The sequence below is a fragment of the Paenibacillus sp. GCM10023250 genome (genome assembly GCF_042653205.1).
Lineage (GTDB): Bacteria > Bacillota > Bacilli > Paenibacillales > Paenibacillaceae > Paenibacillus_Z.
In genome coordinates this window covers 1-22299 of sequence record NZ_JBHSHY010000055.1, presented here as the reverse complement: position 1 = coordinate 22299, position 22299 = coordinate 1, and the positions used below count along the sequence as shown (strand labels likewise).

Genomic DNA, 22299 nt, shown 5'->3' with positions numbered 1-22299 from the left:
TTGATTATGCTGAGTACGAGGGGGCTAGCGTCCGGTTCGGTATTTCATGCACGGCGAGGCGGAGAAAAATAGCGCGGATCTCCCGAGGGAAAGACCGCGCCGATATGAAGATCGGAAACGCTCGTCGCAATGACGTTCCGGCGAAGCTAATGTTTAAACCAATTGAACACCGATTTCTTGGTTTCGGCGGCGCTAAGAATTTCGTCTCGGCGCTCGATCGTGTCCTCATGCTCTGGATCAAGGTCCAGAATGCGGTCGCATACCGCGAGCGCTTCCCTCGTATGACCGTCATCCATAAGCAGGACCGACTTCAGATGCAGCATCGAGACGTGGTCCGCATGCTTCCGAAGCCCTTCTTTCAGCCAGCTTCCGGCTTGTTCCTTGTTGTTCAGCATATAATGCGACCAAGCCATATAGTCATAACCATCGCTATGATCGGGATCCATGTCAAGCAGCTTCTCGCAGATATTCAGACATTCAGCGTACGACTTCACTCGCATAAAAACGAGAGAGAGCTTTTTGGCGTAGGCTGCCGGCGTCGGTTCGAGCTTGATGGCAGCGTTCAGGTGCTGAAGACTTTCTGTCCAGGTATCATCTTGATCCAACAAATGTCCAAGCTGAAAGTGATAATTGGCTACGTTATCATCGTTGCGTACTGCAGAGCGGTAGGCTTCGATTGCCGAATCGCTGTCCCCGCGGTCACGGTAAATATCGCCGATAACATCGTAAAACAAATCCCCTTTGTCTGCTCCCTGATCCAGGATTTGCCGCGCCAGTTGCATCGCTTCGTTCGGCATCGATTCATTGTAGTAACTAAGACAAGCGTAGTAGGCAGCTTCCTCAGGAGCCGGTTGCTGGACCGAGATCCGTTCGAATTCGGAGATGGCTTCGCGATAATGACGGAGCCTAAAGAGGCAAATGAGCTTACAGAGCCTGGCTTCCCCATTTTCTGCATTCTCTTCAAGCACTTCGTCGCATTGTTCGATTGCCGGCTCGAATTCCTCCGATCGACGCAATGCGTTGGCGTAAAGAACCGTCAGACGGGGATCCTTGAGCTCTTGCTGGGCCGCCCGATTGAACACTTCGACAACACTGTGGTGATTCGCGACGTTCATGTGGGCTTGCATAAGTACCCAATAAGCATCGAGGTAGCGCGAATTTCTTGCCAGTGCCGCTTCACAAGCCTCGATGGAAGCTTCATACCGCTCCATATGCATGAGCGCCTCTGCTTTATGCCGATACGCATTCGGATAATCGGAATCGATGGCGATCGCCTGCTCGGCCCGTTCCAGCGCTTCTTCGTAACGGTTAAGCTGATTCAACAGATAAGCTAGATTGCTATGGAAAATCTGATTCGATGGAGCCCGTTCGATGGCGGCTACATAGTGTAAGGCTGCTCCCTCCAAATCGCCCAGATCTTTCAGCAGCTTGGCTTTCAGATACTGCAGGTCGGCATCGCCTTCGAATTTCAGCAGCGCATTGTTCACAACAGCTAGAGCTAGCTCGCGTTTGCCCGACAGATCCAAAGCCTGGCTTATACGGAAGCATAAAGCGGCAGACGGATAATGCTGTTCGAGCTCAACCAACAGGCGATACGCCTCATCGGTCATATTCACGGCTAAGTACGAATCGGCCAGTTCAAATCCAGCTGTTTCACGCAGTGTCCCGGATTCCGCTGCCGACGATAGCTGGTCGATCCGGTAGCGGTGCGCGGACAAGAGGAGATTCGCCACTTCGTGATCATCCGGCAGAATGTCGGAGAGCCGATCCAAGTACGCGATTCCATCCGTGTATTTCCCTGTCCCTACCGCGCATTGCCCGAGCGAGAAGAGAATGTCGGCCGAATCCGGTCTCATCGGGAGAATCGCTTCGTAATCCTGGGAAGCTTGTTCGAACAGTCCTTGTTTGAACAGTAGGACCGCCCGATAATAGCGAGCATAGTAGTCGCCGTCGATGCGCTTGATTAACGCCGTCAAGGACTCAAGCGCTTCCTGCGTCTTACCGACAGCCATCGCATACCTGGCTTGAAGAATGACAACGTCCGATTGCTCTGCTTGTATGGCCTGCGCCTGTCGCAATGATTCCCGCGCAAGGTAATAGTCGTATTGGTCGATCGCGCGCATGCCGTCGTAATAGTACCCGAGAAGCGCGTCCTGCTGTCCGTTATCGCAAGTAAGCAGCTCGTCGTAATGCACATAATGATCCTGCTCGATCCGTTTCATGGCGAACTCAATGAAGTTCGGATTGTATTCCTCGAGCAGCTTGTCCTTGTCACGGGTCCATTCGAAATGCTCGTTTAAAGCGCGCCATACCTCATGGGGGATATGATAGTCGTCGGTCAGGAAGTCAAGTGTCTTGCGACTGACGCTTTCTCGGGTATCGATATGATGGCAGACGTCGAGATCGAGCAGCGCTTTCCATGCTGCTGCATCGATCCGTGACGGATAATGGTCATACAGGGCCTTTAAGCGGCCGGCGAACGCTTCGACGGGGTCTTCGGGCGGTGCCGTGGCTTCGAGGCCTGCTTTTGCTGCAGCCAGAGCGCCTTCGTACGCTTCCCGGATGCGCTGGAACTGGTCGGGGCTCGTTTCGGGCGGGTGCAGTTTTAAGAGCTTGGCGTACGCTTTCTTGATGACTTGCGAATCGCTAGTCGGCTCGATTCGCAACACAGCGAAATGCTCTGCGTGCATGAGTCAGTCCTCCTTCTCTTCCAAGATGTCGAATAGGTCATGCATCTTCCTGCGCAGCTCTCTGATCGCCTGGGGCTGCTGCTTGTCCAGCACGTCCTCGAATTCCTGCAGCGCCTGGGCGACTTCGCGGCGATCGTCGCCGATGCGTTCTTCGTAGAGCCGTTCGCCCCGTGCCAACACCCATTTGTTTTCTTGTTCTTCGCGCGGATGGATTTTAATGCGGGCCAGCTCCTCGAGCCGTCTTGCGATTTCTTCGGGCGGCATGGAGCCGGGATTTTTTTCGATCACGGTTTTTTTGGACACGCCGTTGCTCAGGACCGTTACGTCGACCTCCAGCAGCCCGTTGACGTCGTACGTGTAGCGCACGTCTATAGCTTCCTGCCCGGCAGGGCGAGGAGGAACCGGGACGCGGATCTCTCCGAGGAAGATATTGTCCTTGGATAATCTGGCTTCACCTTGAAGGATATCTACGCTTAGCAAAGACTGATTGTCGCTCGTCGTATAGAAGCGTCCCGATCGACTGACCGGAATGGCGGTGTTGCGCTCGATGATCGGAAAGAAATGGCCGTTTTCATGGATGCCCTGCGACTTCTTTATCGTTACCGACGTACCCAGCGTATACGGACAAACATCCGTCAGAATCACTTCTTCGAGCCGGATATGCCGCTCCTTCAGCCCCGCTTGGACAGCTGTGCCCGCCGCTACGATTTCATCAGGATTAACGTCGACGTAAGCCAGCTTGCCGAACAGCCTGCTGACGAAGGAGCGGATGAATGGCAGCCGCGTCGCTCCTCCAACGAGCAAAATCGCCTCGAGGTCCTTCACTTTCAAGGATGCGTCGGATAACGCTCGTTCAATGGGAAGGCGCAGCCGCTGAAGAAGCGGCTTAGCCGCAAGCTCGTATTCTTCCAAGTCGATGGCGGCGCTGAGTTCGCGATCCTCGAGCCTTAAGTTTAGGGTTGCCGTCCGTTGGCTGGCAAACGCTCGTTTTGCCGCTTCCGCCTGCTTGCGGAGTTTGGCGTACTCCTTCTGCCCGAGCGCGTGAGCCGTAAGTTGATTGCGTTTCATGAACATATCGATCAGGAGTTGCGTGAAATCTTCTCCTCCGAGAAAGTTGTCGCCGGCCACGGCTCTGACTTCCATGATTTGATCGAACAACTCTAAAATCGAAACGTCGAACGTGCCGCCCCCGAGATCAAATACGAGAAACTTCGTATCGGCGTCGCGCAGGTGCAGACCGTACGCGAGCGCAGCAGCCGTCGGTTCCGAAATGAGCCGTTCCACCCGCAGGCCGGCAAGTTCGCCGGCCCGTTTCGTGGCTTCGCGCTGCAAGTTGCTGAAGTAGGCAGGGACGCTGATAACCGCTTCGTGAACGGGAAAGCCTAGGGCATGTTCTGCGTCGGCTTTCAACGATTTAATAATGAGCGAGGACAGTTCTTCCGGAAGAAACTCCCGCCGGTCCAAGGCGAAGGTTTTCTTTGTTCCCATGTACCGCTTAAAGACGGACACGCTAGCATCCGGATGCATGATTTGCCGTTCCAGAGCGGGCTGGCCGACCAGGAACTCGCCGTGCTCGTCCAAACTCACGACAGATGGCGTCAAACGATGTCCGAAAGCGTTGGGAATCACGTTCGGCCCGTGATCCGTCCAATACGAAACCAAGCTGTTAGTCGTCCCCAAATCAATTCCGATGATTGCCATGATTTCTCCACCATTCAAGAGTCAGAAATTAGCTGTTGTTCGTTTGGCGATTTATCCGACAGATCGCTTGCTCGACAACATCCGATTCCAGTTTATTTCAAAGGAGGGGGGTGAATCCAGCATAAGTTGCGGCTCGCGTCCGATCGCGCTGCCCCGCCATCAGGTCACAAAAACGCTAACAACGGCACATTCCTTCATAGTCAGTCCATCCGGGCAAGCGTATCCTGTTCTTGCATGGCATGTCAGATCAGTGACCAAAGGAGATGAAGGAATGAGCAGAACGTTCACGAGGCTGAAGACGCTAGGCGTCCTGAGCCTGCTGTTCGGCAGCGCGGGCGGCGCGTTCGCGGGACCGGGACAGGCATTCGCCGCGGACGGCGCGGGCACGGCGACCGTCAAGCAGGCGGGCGGCGCGCTCACGATCGACGGCGTCGTCGAGACGGACGAAGACGGTGCGCCAGCCGGCGAATGGCAGGGGGCGGACGCCCTGACGATCGCCGGCGTCATCGACGCAGGCGGTAACGCCCACGGCGCCGAGATTTATGTGCAGTACGACGCGGACAATCTGTATGTCGGCGCGGTCATCCAGGATCCCACGCCGATGATCAACGAGAACACGGGCAGCAACCTCTGGAACGGGGACAACCTGGAGCTGTTCCTCGGCACGGCGGACCTCGCGAACAAGCCGGACGGCATGCTGCCGAGCGACGTGCAGGTCGTCATCAGCGGCAGCGTCAGCAACGGCGCGCAGTCGTACGTGTTCACGAACGGCAATTTCGCGTACCCGTCCTTCCCGCTCGCGGCCAAGCGCGCGGCGGACAAGAAGAGCTATACGCTGGAAGCGGCGATCCCGCTTAGCGAGCTCGGACTCACGGAGCCGTGGGACGACAAGCAGATGCTGATGAACGCGGTTCTGAACGACGGCGGTTCTTCGGGCCGCGGGCAATGGGGCTGGACGACGACGGGCGAGACCAAGAAGAAGTTCCGCAGCCAATGGGGCCTCGCGAGCCTGGAGCCCGGCTCGGCGCCGGCGCAGAACATTTCCGCCGAGGTTAGTGTAAGCGATTCCAATGTGGTGACGGTCACCGGCCGGACGCAGGGCGTCGCCGGCAAGGACGTCACGCTGCTCGTGACGGGTCCCGGCAGCAAGGACGTGCCGGTCTACGTCGACCAGACGACGAGCGACGCGCAGGGCGGCTATTCGTTCCGCTTCCCGATGACGAGCGCCAGCGCCGCCGGCGCGGACGACGGCACCTACACGGCGACCGTCGGCGGCGAAGGCGTCGCGCGGCCGCTCAGCGTGACGTTCGCGTATACGCCGGGTTCGCCGGCGCCGGACGATCCGCCGATCGTCAATCCGGGCGGCGGTTCGCCGGGTACGGGCGGCGGTCAGACGGACGGCGGCGCGGATCAGGGCGGCGAGCCGGCACTGACCGATATCGCCGGCCATTGGGCGGCGGACGCCGTTCGCCGGGCCGCGGCGCTCGGCATCGTGACCGGCTACGAGGACGAGACGTTCCGGCCGGACCGTCCCGTGACGCGCGGCGAATTCGCGGTCATGCTGAGCCGGGCGTTCAAGCCGGCGGCAGAGGCGGACCTGCTCGGCTTCAAGGACGCGAACGCCATTCCGGCTTGGGCGGCCGACGCGGTGGGCCGCGCGGCGGGAGCCGGCTGGATCGGCGGCTACGAGGACGGCACATTCCGCGCCGGCCAGCCGATCACGCGCGCCGAATTGGCGGCGATGGCGGTCCGCGCGATGGGCTGGACGCCGGAGGCGTCGGCGGTGCCGTCGTTCGCCGATGCCGCCGCGATCGCGCCGTGGGCGCGCCCGTATGCGGCGCTGGCCGCGGAGAAGGGCTTGATGAACGGAAGAGGCGGCAATCTGTTCGTGCCCGCCGGCATCACGACGCGCGCGGAAGCGGCGCAGCTCTTGATCCGCATGCTGGATGCCAAGACGACCGAAGGAGGATAAGCGATGAAGACGAGCAAGCGATGGAGAATCGGCCTCGCGGCGGCATTGGCTGCCGTAACGCTGCAGCTGGCAGGGGCCGGCGCGTGGGCGCCGCATCGGGCGCTGGCGGAAGCGGCCGCGGGTACGGAAGCGGGTACAGCTGCAGGCACGGCTGCGGGCACGGCGTATTACGTGGATGCCGCGGCCGGGGACGATGCGAACGCCGGCACGGATGAGGGCCACCCGTGGAAGACGCTCCGGCACGTGAGCGAAGAAGGCACCGCAGGTGCGTTTCACCCCGGCGACCGGATTCTGCTGAAGTCGGGCAGCGTCTGGAACGAACGGTTCGAGATGAAGTTCTCCGGCAGCCCCGAGGCGCAGATCACGGTCGGCGCGTACGGCGGCGAAGCCAAGCCGGTCATCAACGGCGGCGGCCTCGATTCCGCGGTCAAGATCGAGAACCAGCAGTACGTGACGCTGCAGGACATCGAGATCACGAATTTCAACGCGGCCGACCCGGACGACTACAAGACGGTATTCCACAAGCGGTCGGGCGTATGGCTCATCGCCTACCATAACGGCCCGATGAGCGGCATTCAGCTGAAGGGGCTCGACATCCACGACGTCGCGGGGCTGTCGGTCAGCGGCGAGGATTGGGTCGACGACCCGGACAATCCGGATCCGAACGCCAAGATCAACAAGAACGCGAACGCCGCGATCATGATCAACGCGTGGGAATGGGAGAAGAACGTTGCGCCCGACAAGCACGGCTATTACAAGGATCTGCTGATCGAGAACAACCGCATCCACGACATCCGGACGATCGGCATCAACATGGACGGCTACACGAACGATCTGTCGATGTACCACAAAAACGTCGTCATCCGGGGCAACACGATCGACAAGACGGGCTCCGACGGCATCATTGTCGGGGTGGCGGAGAATCCGCTCATCGAGAACAACGCCGTGTACGACGTCGCCATTAATTCGTACGACTTCAAATGGATCGCCGGCATCTGGGTGTGGAAGACGAACGGCGCGACGATCCGGCACAACGAAGTGGCGCGGGTGCATTACAAGGATTCGCTGACCGCCGATTCCACGGCGTTCGATACGGACATCGTGGCGCAGGGCGACCACTACTTCGAGTACAACTACTCGCACGACAACGCCGGCGGCTTCGTGATGGATATGGGCCAGTTGAAAAACGGCATGAACGTGTACCGGTACAACGTCAGCCGCAACGACCAGAATCACCGCTCGTCCGGCAGGACGGTGGAAGTGAAGGACACCGGCGTGTTCTACAACAACGTGTTTTACAACGACAACGGCGACGGCCTGATTCTGGCGAACAACCCGAAGTCGACCTACATCAACAATATTTTCTACACGCCGTCAGGCAATCCGGCGTATCCGGACGCACCGGCGTTCTACAACAACGACTTCTTCGGCGCGGAACCGCCGAGCCAAGGCATTCGCAACCTGGACGCCGATCCGCAGTTCGTCGATCCTTCCGGGGGCGACGGCATCGACAAGGCCGAAGGCTTCAAGCTGCAGCCGTCCTCTCCGCTGATCGGCGAAGGCCGGATCGTGCCGAATAACGGCGGCCGGGATCTATTCGGCAATGCCCTCTACACCGGCTCCCCGGATATCGGCTTGTTCGAGGATCCGGCGAGCACGAAGGCGGACGAGGCGGCGCCAGAGGCTCCGTCCGGACTGAAGGCGGAGGGCCGGACCGACGCGGAAGTCACGCTGTCGTGGACGGCCGCCGAGGACGGCGTGCAGCTGGACGCGGACATCTACGACGCGGCGACGGACGCGAAGCTGGCGTCGGTCGTCATGCAGAACCGCGCCACGCTGACGGGGCTGCAGCCCGACACGGATTATTCCTTCTACGTCGTCGCCCGCGATCTCTCGGGCAACGAATCGCCGCGCAGCGAAGCGCTGTCCGTCCGGACGACGTTCGCGGCCGTCGTAGCAGACGATGCCGACGCCGCCGTGACCGGCGATTGGACCGCGGGCAGCAGCCCGTCGGCGAACGGTTCCGGGTACCGCTACAGCGACGGCGGCAGCGGTTCCGGGACGATCGTCTGGACGCCGGACCTGCCGGCGGACGGCTATTATGCCGTGTATTACCGGCTGCCGCAGCGGCCGTCCGGCGAGGTGTGGGCGACCGACGCCTCCTTCCAGGTCGCGTTCGACGGCGGCGCCAAGACGTTCGCCGTGAACGAATACAACGCGCCGAAGAGCGAATGGGTGCCGCTCGGCAACCTGAAGTTCAAAGCCGGCACGGCGGCCTCCGTCACGCTGAGCGACGGTTCCGCCGACCGCGTCGTCGGGGATGCGGTCCGGTTCCAGTACCTGGACGCGTTCGGACCGGATGCCATCACGGCCGCGGCGCTGACCGCGAACGCCTCGCAGCTCGAGCCGGGCAAGTCGGCGGCGCTGAACGTGACCGGCACGGATGACGCGGGCCGATCGCTCGACCTGAAGGCGGACGGCCTGGCCATCCGCTATGACAACGACGCGCCGTCCGTCGTCTCGGTATCGGCTGACGGCGTCGTCACCGCGATCAAGACGGGCGAGGCGCATCTGCAGGCTACCGTGACCCTCGGCGGCCGGACGATCGCGACGAACAGCGTCACCGTCTACGTGGGCAGCGGGCTGACCGTGCTGCCGCCGTCGTTCGCCGATGCCGACGGTAATCCGGTCACGGCGCTGCAAGCCGGCGCGACCGTGAAGATCTCGGCGACGGTCGTCAATTTCACGAGCTATGACCGGCCGTTCACGCTGATCGCCGGCTACTATGACGACAACGGGCTCGTGCGGAGCATCTCCGGCGCCGCGACCGTCAAGAGCGGCGCGAGCGCCACGCTGACGGCCGCGCTCGACCTGCCGGAGACGATCAAGCGAAGCGGCAGCATCCGCGTCTTCGTCTGGGACGGCACGAACACCCTGCATCCGCTCGCGGCGAAGACCGTGTTCCCGGGCTAAGCTTACGGCCGGCCTTCCAGCCGCCGTCTGCCGTCCGCCGTCTATCTAGCGTCAGCCATTCGCCGCCAAGTTTAGCGTCCGGCCCGGAGCCGTTCGCGAGAGGAGAGAATCCGCCATGAGAAACGCAGCCTTGAAGCCGAAGGCACCGCAAGCGCCGAAAGCGCCGAAGCTGGCGAAGACGCCGAAAGCGCTGGAAGCGGCAACGCCGGGGAAGACGCCGAAAGCCTCTGGCGCGTCGCAATCGCCCGCGTCTCGGCCGTCCGAGCGCGCACTCGCCGCTCCCCGCCGGCGGCTCCCGGCGGTCCTGGCCATCGCGGCCGTCCTGGCGCTGGCCATCGCCGCCGCTGTAGTCCTGCTGCCGCGGCACGGGCAGGGCGGCGATGCGCTTCGCGCCGCCGCGACCGTCGACGGCGCGCCGGTCACGGCGGCGGAGCTGGCGCAGGCGATGGCGGCGCAGAAGGCCAAGACGGCGGCGTATTACCGGTCGGCGTACGGCGCGGAAGACGGCCCGGGCTTCTGGACGACGCCGCTCGGCGGGGAGACGCCGCTCGCGAAGCTGAAGCGGGACGCGCTTGCGGAGACGGTCCGGCTGAAGGTGCAGCAGCTCCTGGCGGTACGGGAGGGGCTGACGGACGATATCTCGTACGGCGCGTTCCTGAAGCGCTACCGGGCCGAGAACGCCCGGCGGGCGAAGGCGGGCGCGGACGGTCCCGGCGTATACGGGCCCGCGCAGTACACCGAAGCGGCCTACTACAGCCTGTACAACTCCAACCTTCTCGGTGAGTTGAAAGAAAAGCTCCAAGGCGGGATGACCTGGACGGACGATCGCCTCCGCGCTTACTACGACGCGCACGCGGCGGAGTTCGCCGGCCAAGACGCCGTGCGGGCGGACGTCGTCGCCGTCTCCTACGAGCCGGGTGCTTCGCTGTCCGAGCGCGAGGCGGAGCAGGCGGCGCAATCCGTCGCGGCGAAGCTGGACCGCGGCATGACGGCCGCCGAAGCGGCGCGCGGCTACGCCGACGCGGCGAAGGTGTCGGCTGTCGCGCTGGACGCGAAGACGGCGCGCGAAGCGGCGCTGCAGACGCCGCGGCTCGCTTCCGGCGTGCAGGCGCTTCGGCCCGGCGAACGGACGGACGTCTTCCGCGAGAACGGCGCCTACGCCGTCGCCGTCGTCACGGAGCGGACGCCCGGCGCGGCGCATCCTTTCGAGGACGTCCGGGACGGCATCCGCGCCCGGCTAGCCGACGACGCATACGCCAAGCTCGTGGATGAAGCGGTTAAGAACGCGATAGTCGTCGTGCGGCACGGCGTTTATGACGCGCTCGCGGTCGACAAGTAAGGCAGTCATTATTTTCCGCCCCAAGCAGCCCGTTTCCAAATCGGAAACGGGCTGTTTTTTTTGGCGGCGTGTGCTACGCTATATTTACTTGTTCAAACTTAAGCTTTTTTTAGAGAATCGCAGCAGGCTAAGACGGGGGTGCGGGGTGGTCGTGATCGTCCGGAGCAAGCGAACGCTTCGCTATAAATTCATCGTCGGCTTCATCGTCGTCACGGTGCCGCTGATCGTGTTTTTGTTCTACAACAATTATTATGCGATGAACGTCGTGCGGGAGCAGGTGTCCCAATCGAACTCCAATCTCATCTCCACGCAGGCGGCGAAGAAGGACATGGCGCTCGGCCAGACGGTCAGCTACCTGCTGCGGCAGGCGACGAACAATCCGTCGTACACGAATTTGTTAACGCTCTCATCGTATCCGGAGGAGAGCGGCGACTACTTCTTCGCGAAGCAGTCCGTGCTGACGTCGTTCGATCAGGACCAGGCCGCCTACAAGGAGGTGGACACGTTCTTCGTCTACCTGGACACGCCGCAGCGGCTCATCACGAGCCAGCGCTCTTATCCGGAGATCGAGCGGTACCATCACGTGCTGGACGGCTATCTCGCGGATAAGGAGAGGCGGCAGGTTCACGCCTGGGACGTCGTCGCGTCCGAAGGCGTCAATTACCTTGTCCGCCTGGAGCAGGTCGCCGATCCGAGCGCCAACGTGTACGTCGGCGCGCTGATCAAGGCCGAGCAGCTCATCGACGAGCTGAACGCGGCGCCGTCCGATCAGGACCTGGAGGAGCTGCTCGTGTCGAACGAAGGCATGCCGCTGACGGCCACGGCGCTGACGAGCGACGACGTCTCGAAGATTGAGCGGAGCCTCAAGACGCCGGGCAACGAGCCGTACGGCAGATTCCGGAGGACTTCCGACGGGCTCGGCTACCTGGCCGTCGGCGCGCCCTTCGCCCAGGCGCCGATCCATATGATCGCGATCGTGCCGGAGAAGAACCTGCTGAAGCAGCTGTTTTATTTCCAAGGCGCGATCTACCTCATTCCGGTGCTCGGGCTCGTCGTCATCCTCTTCTATTCGATCTTCCTGAAGCGGACGCTGCTGAAGCCGATGCAGGCGCTTATGTCGGGGATGCGGCGGATCATGCACGGCGACCTCAGCGTGCGGCTGAAGGAAGGCTCGTCGTTCGAGTTCGCGTTTCTCATCGACACGTTCAACGGCATGGCCGGGCAGATCAGCAAGCTGAAGATCGACGTCTACGAAGGGATGCTGAAGAAGCAGGAGGCGGAGTTCAAGCATCTGCAGGCGCAGATCAACCCGCACTTCTATCTGAATTCGCTCAACATCATCTACAGCCTGTCAGCGCTGCGCAAGAACGACCTGGTCGAGAAGATGACCGAGCATCTGGCGGATTACTTCCGCTTCATCACGCGCGCGCACCGCGAAGCGATCACGCTCGCGGAGGAGCTCGATCATATCGCGAATTACTTGGAGATCCAGAAGCTGCGGTTTCCGGATAAGCTGGCGTACGAGATCGACCTGCCGGAGGAGCTGAAGGGCAGGACCGTGCCGCCGCTCACCGTGCAGCCCTTTGTCGAGAACGCCGTCATTCACGGCATGCCGGAGGGAGAGCGCCCGTACCGGATCCGGATCGCCGCCCGGACGGCGCCGGACGGCAGCGGCGATTGCGAGATCCGGCTGTCCGACGACGGGCGCGGCATGGAGCCCGAGCAGCTGCGGCTGCTGCAATACGAAAGCGCTTCCGATCCGTCCGGGCAAGGCGCCGGCGGGCTCGGCATCTGGAATGTCCGGCGCCGGCTCGGCATGATCTACGGCAGCCGGGCGGAGATCCGGTTCTCCGCCGGCGACCCGGAAGGCACCGTCGTGCGCATCCGGATTCCGAGCGAGCGAGATCACGAAGGAGGAGACAGCGATGTATAACCTGCTCGTCGTCGATGACGAGAAATACGCCGTCGAAGCGATTCTCGCCTGCATCGACTGGCCGTCCGCCGGCATCGGCGGCGTCTACAGCGCCTACGGCGTCGGCACCGCGAAGGAGGCGCTGCGCGCGCATCCGATCGATATCTTGCTCTGCGATATCGAGATGCCCGGCAGCAACGGGCTCGAGCTGCTGGAGTGGGTGAACGCGCACTACCCCGATACGCTGACGATCTTCTTCACCGGCCACGCCAACTTCGCCTACGCGCAGCAGGCGCTGCAGCTCGGCGGCTTCGACTACCTGCTGAAGCCCGTCAAGCACAAGCAGATCGCGGAGGTCGTCGCGCGGGCGTGCGAGAAGCTGCGCCAGGAGCGGGACCAGCGGCAGTACGCGGAGCGATACGAGAAGTACGCCCGGCTGTGGGAGACGCAGAAGCCGCTGCTGTGGGAGAAATTCTGGCAGGATGTGCTCGGCGCGCGCGTCGCCATGCACGGCGAGCGGCTGGCGCAGGCGATCGAGAGCTACGGCCTGCCGGTCTCGCCCGACACGCGGGTCCGGCCCGTCCTGCTCAGCGTGGAGGAGTTCCGGGAGGCGTTCAGCAAGCGGGACGAGGAGATTCTGGAGTACGCGCTGCTGAAGAGCGCGGAGGAGACGCTTCTCGACGGCCGCGGCGGCGCCGTCGTCCGGGACGCGGGCGGCATCCTGTTCGCCCTGCTGTATGAGGACGCGGGGACGCCCCAGGACGATGCCGGGCTCGAGGCCGTCTGCCGGCGGTACATGCAAGCGTCGTCCGACTATTTCTACTGCAAGCTGTCCTGCTACGTCGGCGAGCCCGCTTCCATCGCCGCCCTGCCGGAGACGTACCACGCGCTGCTCGAGATGGAGCAGGGCAACGTCGCCGAGACGGCGGCGGTGCTGTTCCTGCGGGACCGCGGCTTCGCGCGCGCGCCGGCGCGGCAGACGCAGACCCAGACGCAGATCGACTGGGCGGAATGGACCGTGCTGTTCGAATCCGGCAAGAAGACGGAGCTGCTGGAACGCCTGAACGCCGCCTTCAAGGAGCTCGCGGGCACGGCCGTCACGCCCGAGACGCTGGAGGGCGTCTATCACCTGCTGCTGCACATGGTCTACCACGTATCCCACCGGAAGGGCTGGCCGGCGAAGGAGGTCGTCGGCGCCAAGCTGCTCGCCGGCGACGGGACGGCCACGCGGTCGCTCGCGCGGCTGAAGAGCTGGGCGGAGCGGCTGCTGACGGCCGGCATGGACTACTTCAGCCTGCACGAGGGCGATCACCGCGCCAACATCGAGAAGGTCAAGCGCTACGTGCAGGAGCATATCCGCGACGTGAACCGCGAGGAGCTGGCGTCGCACGTCTATTTGAATTCCGCCTATCTCTCCCGCCTGTTTAAGAAAGAGACGGGTCAGTCGCTCATGGACTTCATCATCTCGTCAAAGATCAACCAGGCGAAGATTCTGCTCACCGAGACGAACCAGAAAATCAGCGACATCGGCGACGCGCTGGGCTACGAGAACTTCTCGTACTTCGGCAAGGTGTTCAAAAAAACCGTCGGCCTCTCCCCGCAGGAGTACCGCAAGCGGTACCAGGGCTTCGCGGGCTGAGCCGCCCGCCCATCGCCCAGCGTCTTCCGACCCCCGCCATCCGGCGGGGGTTTGTCATAATAACGTTATCTTGGTCATCTCCGTTCCTATCGGCCCGCCCGCCCGCTCTACTACAATATCCTTAAGCACGGCAACGATACTTGCACTTAGGATACGAGGTGATGAATCTGAACACGGAAATCACAAGGCCCCGCCGATCGTTCGGCCGCAAGGTGATCAAGAACCGCTACCTGCTGCTGATGATGCTGCCCGGCACGATCTATCTGCTCGTCAACAACTACTTGCCGATGTTCGGCACGGTCATTGCCTTTAAGAGCGTGGATTGGAGCAAAGGCATTTTCCACAGTCCCTGGGTGGGCTTCGACAACTTCAAATTTCTCTTCCGGACGTCCGACGCCTGGACGATTACGCGCAACACGCTGCTCTACAACGCGCTGTTCATTACGATCACGCCGATCATCGCCGTCACGTTCGCGATCCTGCTGAACGAGGTGCGCGCGCGGCTCGCGGCCCGGTTCTACCAGAGCGTCATGTTCCTGCCGTACTTCCTGTCGGCCGTCGTCGTCGGGTACCTGGGCTACTCCCTGCTGAGCACGGAATTCGGCTTTATCAATTCGCATGTGCTCGAACCGCTCGGCTTCGACGCGATCGCGTGGTACAGCGAAGCGAAGTATTGGCCGTACATTCTCCCGCTCGTGTACATCTGGAAGAACATCGGCTATTCCACCGTCATCTACTTGGCGGCCGTCATCGGTATCGACAACGAATACTACGAAGCGGCACTCATGGACGGGGCATCCAAATGGCGGCAGGCGATCAGCATCACGTTGCCCCAGATCAAGCCGATCATCATCATCCTGACGCTGATGGCCGTCGGTCATATCCTGAACGCCGATTTCGGCTTGTTCTACCAGGTGCCGCTCGACGCCGGCGCCTTGTATCCGACGACGAACGTCATCGATACGTACGTGTACCGCGCGCTGCTCACGCTCGGCGACGTCGGGATGTCTTCGGCGGCGGGACTGTACCAGTCGGCGGTCGGCTTCGTGCTCGTGCTGTCGGTTAATTTCATCGTCCGCCGCATCAATAAGGAAAACGCGCTATTTTAGGGAAGGAGCGACAACCGCGCATGAATACCACCACCGCCCAATCGCCGGCAGCCGCGGCGGCCGTATCCCGACCGCGAGCGGCACGGCCGATCAACGCCATCTCGACCGGCTCCAATCTGGTCATCAACGTCTTCTTCATCGTCTACTGCTGCCTGTGCCTGTTCCCGGTCCTGCTCGTGCTCGCCGCGTCCTTCAGCGACGAGAACGCCATCGCGCTGCACGGCTATTCCATCATCCCCCGGGTCTGGAGCACGGCGGCCTACCATTACCTGATGTACGATTTCCACAAAATCGCGGTCGGCTACGGCATCTCCATCGCGACGACGGTCATCGGCAGCCTGGCCGGCATGATGATCACGGCGCTGTACGCCTACCCGCTGTCGCGCGGCGACTTCGCCTTCCGGGGATTCTTCTCCTTCTTCATCTTCTTCACGATGATCTTCGGCGGCGGGCTCGTGCCGTGGTACCTCGTCTACACGAACCTGTTCCACCTGAAGGATACGCTGTTCGCGCTGATCGTGCCGGGGCTGCTCATGAACGCGTTCCTCGTGCTGACGACGCGGACGTTCTTCCAGCAGACGATCCATCCGTCGATTCTCGAATCCGCGCAGATCGACGGCGCCGGCGAGTTCCGCATCTTCTTCGGCATCGTGCTGCCGCTGTCGCTGCCGGTCATGGCGACGATCGGGCTGTTTTACACGCTGGCGTACTGGAACGATTGGTTCAACAGCCTGGTCTTCATCAACAAGGACAACATGGTCAACCTGCAGTACATGATGTACCGGGTCATGCGCAACCTGCAGTTCCTGCAGGCCAACGCCCAGAGCAACACGGCGGTCGGCGCCGCGGAGATCGCCAAGATCCCGAACGAAACGGTCCGCATGGCGATGTGCATCGTGGGCATGGGGCCGATCGTGCTCGCGTATCCGTTCTTCCAGCGGTATTTCGTCGCCGGTCTGACGGTCGGCGCGGTGAAGGGCTAACCCCGGCCGAGGCCGGTTAGCATACAGAGCAAGGCGTTCATATTCGCTATAGGAGGGTTCATATGAAGGTCAAGGGGATCCAGCGCAAAGGACTTACCGCATTGACGGCTGCGTTCGCCGTATCCTTATTGCTGTCCGGCTGCGGCAGCAACGAAGGCAGCGGCGGCAGCGCGAACGGCGGCAACGGGGACGGCGGCAACGCGGCTGCCAACGCCGATAACGGCGGCAGCAACGCCGGCAGCACGAACGCGGGGGCGGCGAATGGCGGCTCCGATTCTTTAAAGCTCGAGCCGTACACGATCAAGTGGTTCGTTCCGGGCTCCGCGGCGCAGAAGGACCAGGCGCTCGTCAATGAGGAAGTGAGCAAGTACCTGAAGGATAAGATCAACGCGTCCTTCGACCTGGAAGTCATCGACTGGGGCAGCTGGGCGGACAAAATGAACCTGAAATTCGCGTCGAGCGAGCCGTTCGACCTGATGTACACGGCGAATTGGGACGGCTTCACGACGAAGATCGCCCAAGGCAACATCATCGACATCACGAGCCTGATCGACCAGTACGCGCAGGATGCCAAGGCCGTCATCGAGCCGGCGCTGCTCGAAGGCTCCAAGGTGAACGGCAAGAACTACGGCATGCCGGTCAACAAGGAGATGGCAACCCAATTCGGCGTCATGCTCCGCAAGGACCTCGTGGACAAATACGCCATCGATATCACCACGATCAAGACATTGCAGGACCTCGAGCCGTACTACGACATCATCAAGGAGAAGGAGCCGGGCGTTACGCCGTTCTACCTGAACAAGGACACCTCGCTGCTGAACGTCTGGCAAAACAATAATTTCGATCACTATGACGACGGAGCGGGCACGCTGACGAAGGGCTCGACCGACTTCAAGCTGGTCATGGGCCTCGAGACGCCGGAGGCGAAAGCGGGCTACGACCTCATCCATCAGTGGTACCAGAAGGGCTACGTCAACAAGGATGCCGCGACGCTGCAGGATATGAGCGGCGGTCTGAAGGCCGGCAAGGCGTTTTCGTTTCCGGAGCAGCTGAAGCCGGGCAAGGACGCCGAGGTCAGCACGGCGACCGGCGTGCAGTGGGTGCAGGTGGAGCTGACGCAGCCGGTCATCCGCACGAGCGACACGCAGGGCTCCATGGCCTCGATCTCCCGCACGTCCAAGGACCCGGCGCGGGCGATGATGTTCCTGAACCTGCTCTATACGGACAAAACCCTCGTCAACCTGATCGCGTTCGGCATCGAAGGCAAGCACTACAAGAAGGTCGGCGACAACACGATCGACTTCGCGGACGGCGTCACGGCGCAAACCTCGGGCTATAACCTGAACCAGGCGTGGCTGTTCGGCAACCAGTTCAACGATTTCCTGTGGGCGAACGAGGATCCGCAGAAGTGGGAGAAGTTCAAGACGTTCAACGAATCCGCCAAAAATTCGCCGCTGCTCGGCTTCGTCTTCGACCCGTCGAACGTCAAGACGGAAGTCGCCGCCATCACGAACGTGGGCAAGGAGTTCAACCCCGGCCTCGGCACGGGCACGCTCGATCCAAACGTGTACGTACCGAAGTACATCGACAAGCTGAAGGCTGCCGGCATCGAGAAGGTCATCGCGGAGGAGCAGAAGCAGCTCGACGCATGGCGCGCGGCGCAGTCGAAATAATCGTCGGACCCATACGGCCGGTGCGCAAGTCGGGCACCGGCTTTCTTATACCTGCATGAAGGAGAGCGAGCGAACCCTATGGAGAACAAAGTGTTGACGAAGGACCAAATCGACCATTTCATGGCGCGCGGCTGGGTGAAGGTGAAGGAGGCGTTCCCGCGGGAGCTGGCGCTGGAGTGCCAGCGGTTCATCTGGGAGAAGCTGCGGCCGGCCGGCATCGACGCGAACGACCGTGCCACATGGAACAAACCGATGCATTATTTGCGCGAAGCCTACAGCGGCGGCGCGTTCGACCGCTGCAACACGGCGCGGATGGCCGACGCGATCGAGGACCTGGTCGGGCACGGCCGCTGGATCGACCGCGGCGTGTACGGACAGGAGGAGGTCGTCAGCACGTGGGGCTGGTGGCCGGTGAATTTCTCCTTCGGCGCCGAGCGGCCGTGGACTGTGCCGACGGCGGGCTGGCACTGGGACGGCGGCCATTTCCGCCACTACGTGGACAGCCCGGATCAGGGGCTGCTGTGCCTATGCATCTTCTCGGAGATCGGCCCGCGGGGCGGCGGCACCTTGATCGTGGAAGGCTCGCATCAGGTGGTCGCGCGCTTCCTGGAGCGCCATCCCGAGGGTCTCGAGCCGCAGGAGGGCATCGATAAGCTGAACCTGGAGCATCCGTACTTGGCGGCGCTGACCGGGCAGGACGGTTCGCGCGAGGACGATCCCGGCCGGCTCGAGCGGTTCATGGGGACGTGGCATACCGACGCCGACGGATTCCAGCTGCGGGTAGCCGAGACGACCGCTTCGCCGGGGGATGTCATCCTGTGCCATCCGTTCCTCTACCATACGCCGTCGCAGAACCACTCCGGCGTGCCGCGCTTCATGTGCAACCAGAAGACGCCGCTGAAGGAACGGATGAACTTCGACCGCGCCGATCCGGAGATGTACTCGCCGGTGGAGATCAGCATCCGCCGGGCGCTGGGGCGGGAATAAGCGGTTGTCGGCGGCGGCCGGCGGGTAATGGAGGGCGGCGGCGCGTTTCCCGGATGGAAATTTCATGCAGTGCCTGCGTGCGGCGTATGGTAGAATGACAACTAGCAGGCGCAGCATGTCTATCGGGGAGAGGGGACGTCATGTCGGATAGCAGGCCGAAAGTGTTTTTGGGCTCGACGAGCGAAGCCAAGCGGCTGGCGCTGGCCGTCACGCGGGAGCTGGAGCGGATCGCGGAGGTGACGCCGTGGTTCGCGGGGACGTTTCAGGCGAATCACGACGCGATGAGCGATCTGGAAGCGCAGGCGGACGCGAGCGACTTCGCGGTATTCCTGTTCACGCCGCACGACGTCGTGGAGCTGCGCGACCGGATCATGATGATCCCGCGCGACAACGTCGTCTTCGAGCTGGGGCTGTTCTGGGGCCGGCTGAAGCGGGAGCGGGTGTTCTTCGTCGCGCCGCGGTCGGTCGCCATGGCGCGCGGGGACGGCAGCATTGTAAGCGAATTCCATATTCCATCGGATCTGAACGGGCTCACTTACTTGACCTACGACCCGGACCGGACGAACCTGGACGCCGCCGTCAGTACGGCATGCGGCGCGATCGCGGACCGCATCGCGGAGCTCGGTCCGTACCGCAATCCGGCCCACGCCTCGCTGCTGCAATTTCTCATCCAGTTCAGCGCAGACCTCGTGCGGGACGGCGCGCGCAAGTACGAGCATCTCTATGAAGCGATCCGCACCGCCTACGACGGGGGCGCGGTCGGCCGGGTGTCCGGGGCGGCGGTGTGGCGCGCCGAAGGGAACGACGGCATCCGGCAGGTCGCCGGCAATGTCGGGCGGGGCAAGTTCTATTCCTTCTCGGCCTATGAGGATGCGGGCGAGCGGGCGCCGCTCGTCGTCGACGTCTACCGGACGAGCACGGAGCAGGCGATCCTGTACAAGGGACACGGCGTTGGCAAAATTTATTTGCTGTGCTATCCTGTGGGTAAGGAGCTGGTCGTGACCGTGCACTTGACGGGGAACGTCTCGACGCGGGAGCAGCTGGAGCAGCTGATGGACGAGAACGACGAGCTGATGAGCACGGTCCACTACCTATTTGGAGGCGATCCGGCATGAACGGCAAAGAGGCGAAGAGGAATGCGCGGACGCGCATACCGGTTACGCGCGAGCGCACAGGCAAGGTCGTCGTGGTCGACATGAACGCCATGGTGCTCGCTCCGGCCCTCGGCGCCGGGCGGGAGGAGAACGGCTTCGTCCTGCTGAAACGGAAGGCTGAATATAAGAAACCGCTGTTCGCGCATTGATGGCGCGAAGGCTAGGGTAAACCGCCCGGCTCGTTGCGAGCCGGTTTTTTTGCGTGATGCGGGGGATTGGCGGATGTAGGGTATTCCACGGAAAAAATCATCTAAACTGGTGGATTCTAGGACCTAGAGACCGGGTATTGTCCGGTCTTCTTTCATGTGGACCAAGGCTTTATTAAAAATTCAAATTTTTACATTCGACAGCGCACTTCGACAGCAATATACATCTTAGCAGGATTATCCTTAAAGTAAGCTGGTATAAATTACTATCGAAGAGAGGTTGATGTAAATAAAAGGAGTTTCTTTTTGAATTCGAATATGAAAACAATACTAGGAGGATAAAATGTGCTAAAGAATAAGCTTATAGTAGGGCTAATGCTATTATCATGTCTGACTGTGCTGCTCCCAAATTTTTCGGTTGCAAGCAGTAAATCTAGCAATAATGCTATTAAAAAAGAAACCGTAATTTTTAGTAATAATTCGAGCGCAAAAGATATTCTTCAGAAGAAGATAAATAATCTTACTAATAGAAAAGCAGTAGAAGTAACTAATCTGAGATCAAGCAATGAGAAACACTTTAGATTACCGGATGGGAAGTATGAGGCAGTTGTTTCCCCTTATGCAATCCACTATTTAGATGAAAATAATGAATATCAAAACATAAATACTACAATAGTTGCTGGTAACAGGCTTTCAAGTATTAATTCTAAATCAAAGGAACTAAGACAGGAAAGCGAGATAGAAAAAATGGAAAGGAAAGACTTTAGGGCCCCTAGAGTTCCTTTTGATGTAGTATTGCCTCAAACTTTTAATATTGGTTATTCAATTTCAAAAGGCAACGACAAAATAGAGTTCATACCACAAGGTGGTCTTGATGTAATTGGGAGCCAATCCGCCCCCTCGGTTATTACCTATAAGAATGCTTGGGATAATACGGACGTTTCATTAGAGGTCCTGGGGAATGGATTAAAAGAAACAATTATATTGAAAAACAATCAATCACCTCAAAAAATTTCCTACGAAGTGATAGGGGATATTAAGGGGAATCTTACATCAACTGAATTTAGTATTCTTCCAGCATGGATGGAGGATTCGAAGGGTACAAAAAGAACGGTTAATCAATCTTATAGAGAAGCAGATGGGAAGAAATACATAGATTTTGAATTTGATTTAAGTGGTCTTGTTTACCCGATTACTATTGATCCAACGACAACTACATCTTCTTTTACAGGTATGGAGAATGGAAAGACATATTCATTTGATGTACCTGCAAACGCAAGCCAGATAAGTGCCGCTGCAACGGTGACTTCTCAGGATTATTCCCAAATCACATCACTTTATCAATTGGGTACCACCTCTTCAAGCAGTGGTACAATTACTCCTTCCTCTAGAATTAATACCACTTTTCCCATAACTAATTTTAATGTGCGAGGTTATGTTGTCACTCCTGGGGGGTTTGAGCCTGGAGATCCTCCTCCGGCAAGTAAAGTCCCAACTGATTCTGATTCAAGTATCACCGCCACTTCAGCATCTTGTTTCTCTAAAGACTTTGATTCAAGTTACGTTACAAAAATGTTTGAAATTAGAAGTAGTTCCGTCTCAAGATCGTTAAGATGCGAACTATTTGTTGATGGAGTGAGTAATAGTTCTGAAACTGCCGGAGGAGGTAGAGTGATTCAACAGACCGGTATTAATTTGAATGTTACGCAGAATATTAGTTTATTAAATGGAAGCTTTAAGCTTAATAACTCCAGTACCACCTACACCATTGGTAACTTATCTGGAACAGCCTCCAAGGTAATTACGCTAGGATCCAATGTTATTCCAGGGAAGAATTCAATTACTTTTAACGCTACAACTTATAGTAAAGCAAACATGGTGATCACTTATACCTGAGTCTGTAAAATACTTTGTGTAAACTCCAAAACCTATTAAAATGGAATCAGTAGAAAGGTTGGGAGAACACATGGGACTTTGGACGAAACAGCAGCTGCGCGACTTCATTAAGGAGAATAATTTGG

14 protein-coding genes are annotated in these 22299 nt (G+C 60.0%); 12 read left to right on the top strand and 2 right to left on the bottom strand.

Annotation, left to right across the window (positions count from 1 at the left end; translation table 11 throughout):
• Positions 1–146 precede the first annotated feature (146 nt).
• Both ACFPB1_RS24980 and ACFPB1_RS24975 read right to left on the bottom strand, forming a co-directional pair.
• Complete coding sequence (locus tag ACFPB1_RS24980; protein ID WP_379228911.1) at positions 147–2690, bottom strand: tetratricopeptide repeat protein; 2544 nt, start codon at positions 2688–2690, stop codon at positions 147–149.
• A 3-nt stretch (positions 2691–2693) separates the two neighbouring features.
• Positions 2694–4391, bottom strand: coding sequence for an Hsp70 family protein (locus ACFPB1_RS24975; protein ID WP_379228910.1), 1698 nt, complete (start codon positions 4389–4391; stop codon positions 2694–2696).
• 271 nt (positions 4392–4662) lie between these two features.
• Between ACFPB1_RS24975 and ACFPB1_RS24970 the strand changes: the two genes are divergently transcribed.
• The 12 genes from ACFPB1_RS24970 to ACFPB1_RS24915 all read left to right on the top strand — a co-directional run bounded on the left by ACFPB1_RS24970 (position 4663) and on the right by ACFPB1_RS24915 (position 22174).
• On the top strand, positions 4663–6363 hold the full coding sequence (locus tag ACFPB1_RS24970; RefSeq protein WP_379228909.1) for an S-layer homology domain-containing protein: 1701 nt from the start codon (positions 4663–4665) through the stop codon (positions 6361–6363).
• 3 nt (positions 6364–6366) lie between these two features.
• On the top strand, positions 6367–9336 hold the full coding sequence (locus ACFPB1_RS24965; RefSeq protein WP_379228907.1) for a fibronectin type III domain-containing protein: 2970 nt from the start codon (positions 6367–6369) through the stop codon (positions 9334–9336).
• Between the two features lie 115 nt (positions 9337–9451).
• Positions 9452–10675: a peptidylprolyl isomerase gene (locus tag ACFPB1_RS24960; RefSeq protein WP_379228906.1), complete on the top strand. Its 1224-nt coding sequence runs from the start codon at positions 9452–9454 to the stop codon at positions 10673–10675.
• A 145-nt stretch (positions 10676–10820) separates the two neighbouring features.
• Positions 10821–12608 (top strand): sensor histidine kinase, encoded by a 1788-nt coding sequence (locus tag ACFPB1_RS24955; RefSeq protein ID WP_379228905.1) that lies wholly within the window; start codon positions 10821–10823, stop codon positions 12606–12608.
• Positions 12601–14226 carry a response regulator gene (locus ACFPB1_RS24950; RefSeq protein WP_379228904.1) on the top strand — a complete coding sequence of 542 codons (1626 nt, stop codon included), beginning with the start codon at positions 12601–12603 and terminating at the stop codon, positions 14224–14226. Before ACFPB1_RS24955 ends, ACFPB1_RS24950 begins: the two co-directional genes overlap by 8 nt.
• Before the next feature lie 161 nt (positions 14227–14387).
• Positions 14388–15335, top strand: coding sequence for an ABC transporter permease (locus ACFPB1_RS24945; protein ID WP_379228903.1), 948 nt, complete (start codon positions 14388–14390; stop codon positions 15333–15335).
• A gap of 20 nt (positions 15336–15355) precedes the next feature.
• Complete coding sequence (locus ACFPB1_RS24940; protein WP_379228902.1) at positions 15356–16318, top strand: carbohydrate ABC transporter permease; 963 nt, start codon at positions 15356–15358, stop codon at positions 16316–16318.
• Positions 16319–16380: 62 nt separating this feature from the next.
• A complete protein-coding gene (locus ACFPB1_RS24935; protein ID WP_379228901.1) occupies positions 16381–17991 on the top strand; it encodes an ABC transporter substrate-binding protein in 1611 nt (536 codons plus the stop codon).
• A gap of 78 nt (positions 17992–18069) precedes the next feature.
• Positions 18070–18978, top strand: coding sequence for a hypothetical protein (locus ACFPB1_RS24930; RefSeq protein ID WP_379228900.1), 909 nt, complete (start codon positions 18070–18072; stop codon positions 18976–18978).
• A 140-nt stretch (positions 18979–19118) separates the two neighbouring features.
• Positions 19119–20093: a TIR domain-containing protein gene (locus ACFPB1_RS24925; RefSeq protein ID WP_379228899.1), complete on the top strand. Its 975-nt coding sequence runs from the start codon at positions 19119–19121 to the stop codon at positions 20091–20093.
• Positions 20090–20281, top strand: a complete 192-nt coding sequence (locus tag ACFPB1_RS24920) for a hypothetical protein (RefSeq protein WP_379228898.1) — start codon at positions 20090–20092, stop codon at positions 20279–20281. The genes ACFPB1_RS24925 and ACFPB1_RS24920 overlap by 4 nt, the downstream gene beginning before the upstream one ends.
• A 342-nt stretch (positions 20282–20623) precedes the next feature.
• The gene (locus ACFPB1_RS24915) at positions 20624–22174 is read left to right on the top strand and encodes a hypothetical protein (protein WP_379228896.1); all 1551 of its coding nucleotides are present in this window, start codon (positions 20624–20626) and stop codon (positions 22172–22174) included.
• The last annotated feature ends 125 nt before the right edge of the window (positions 22175–22299 follow it).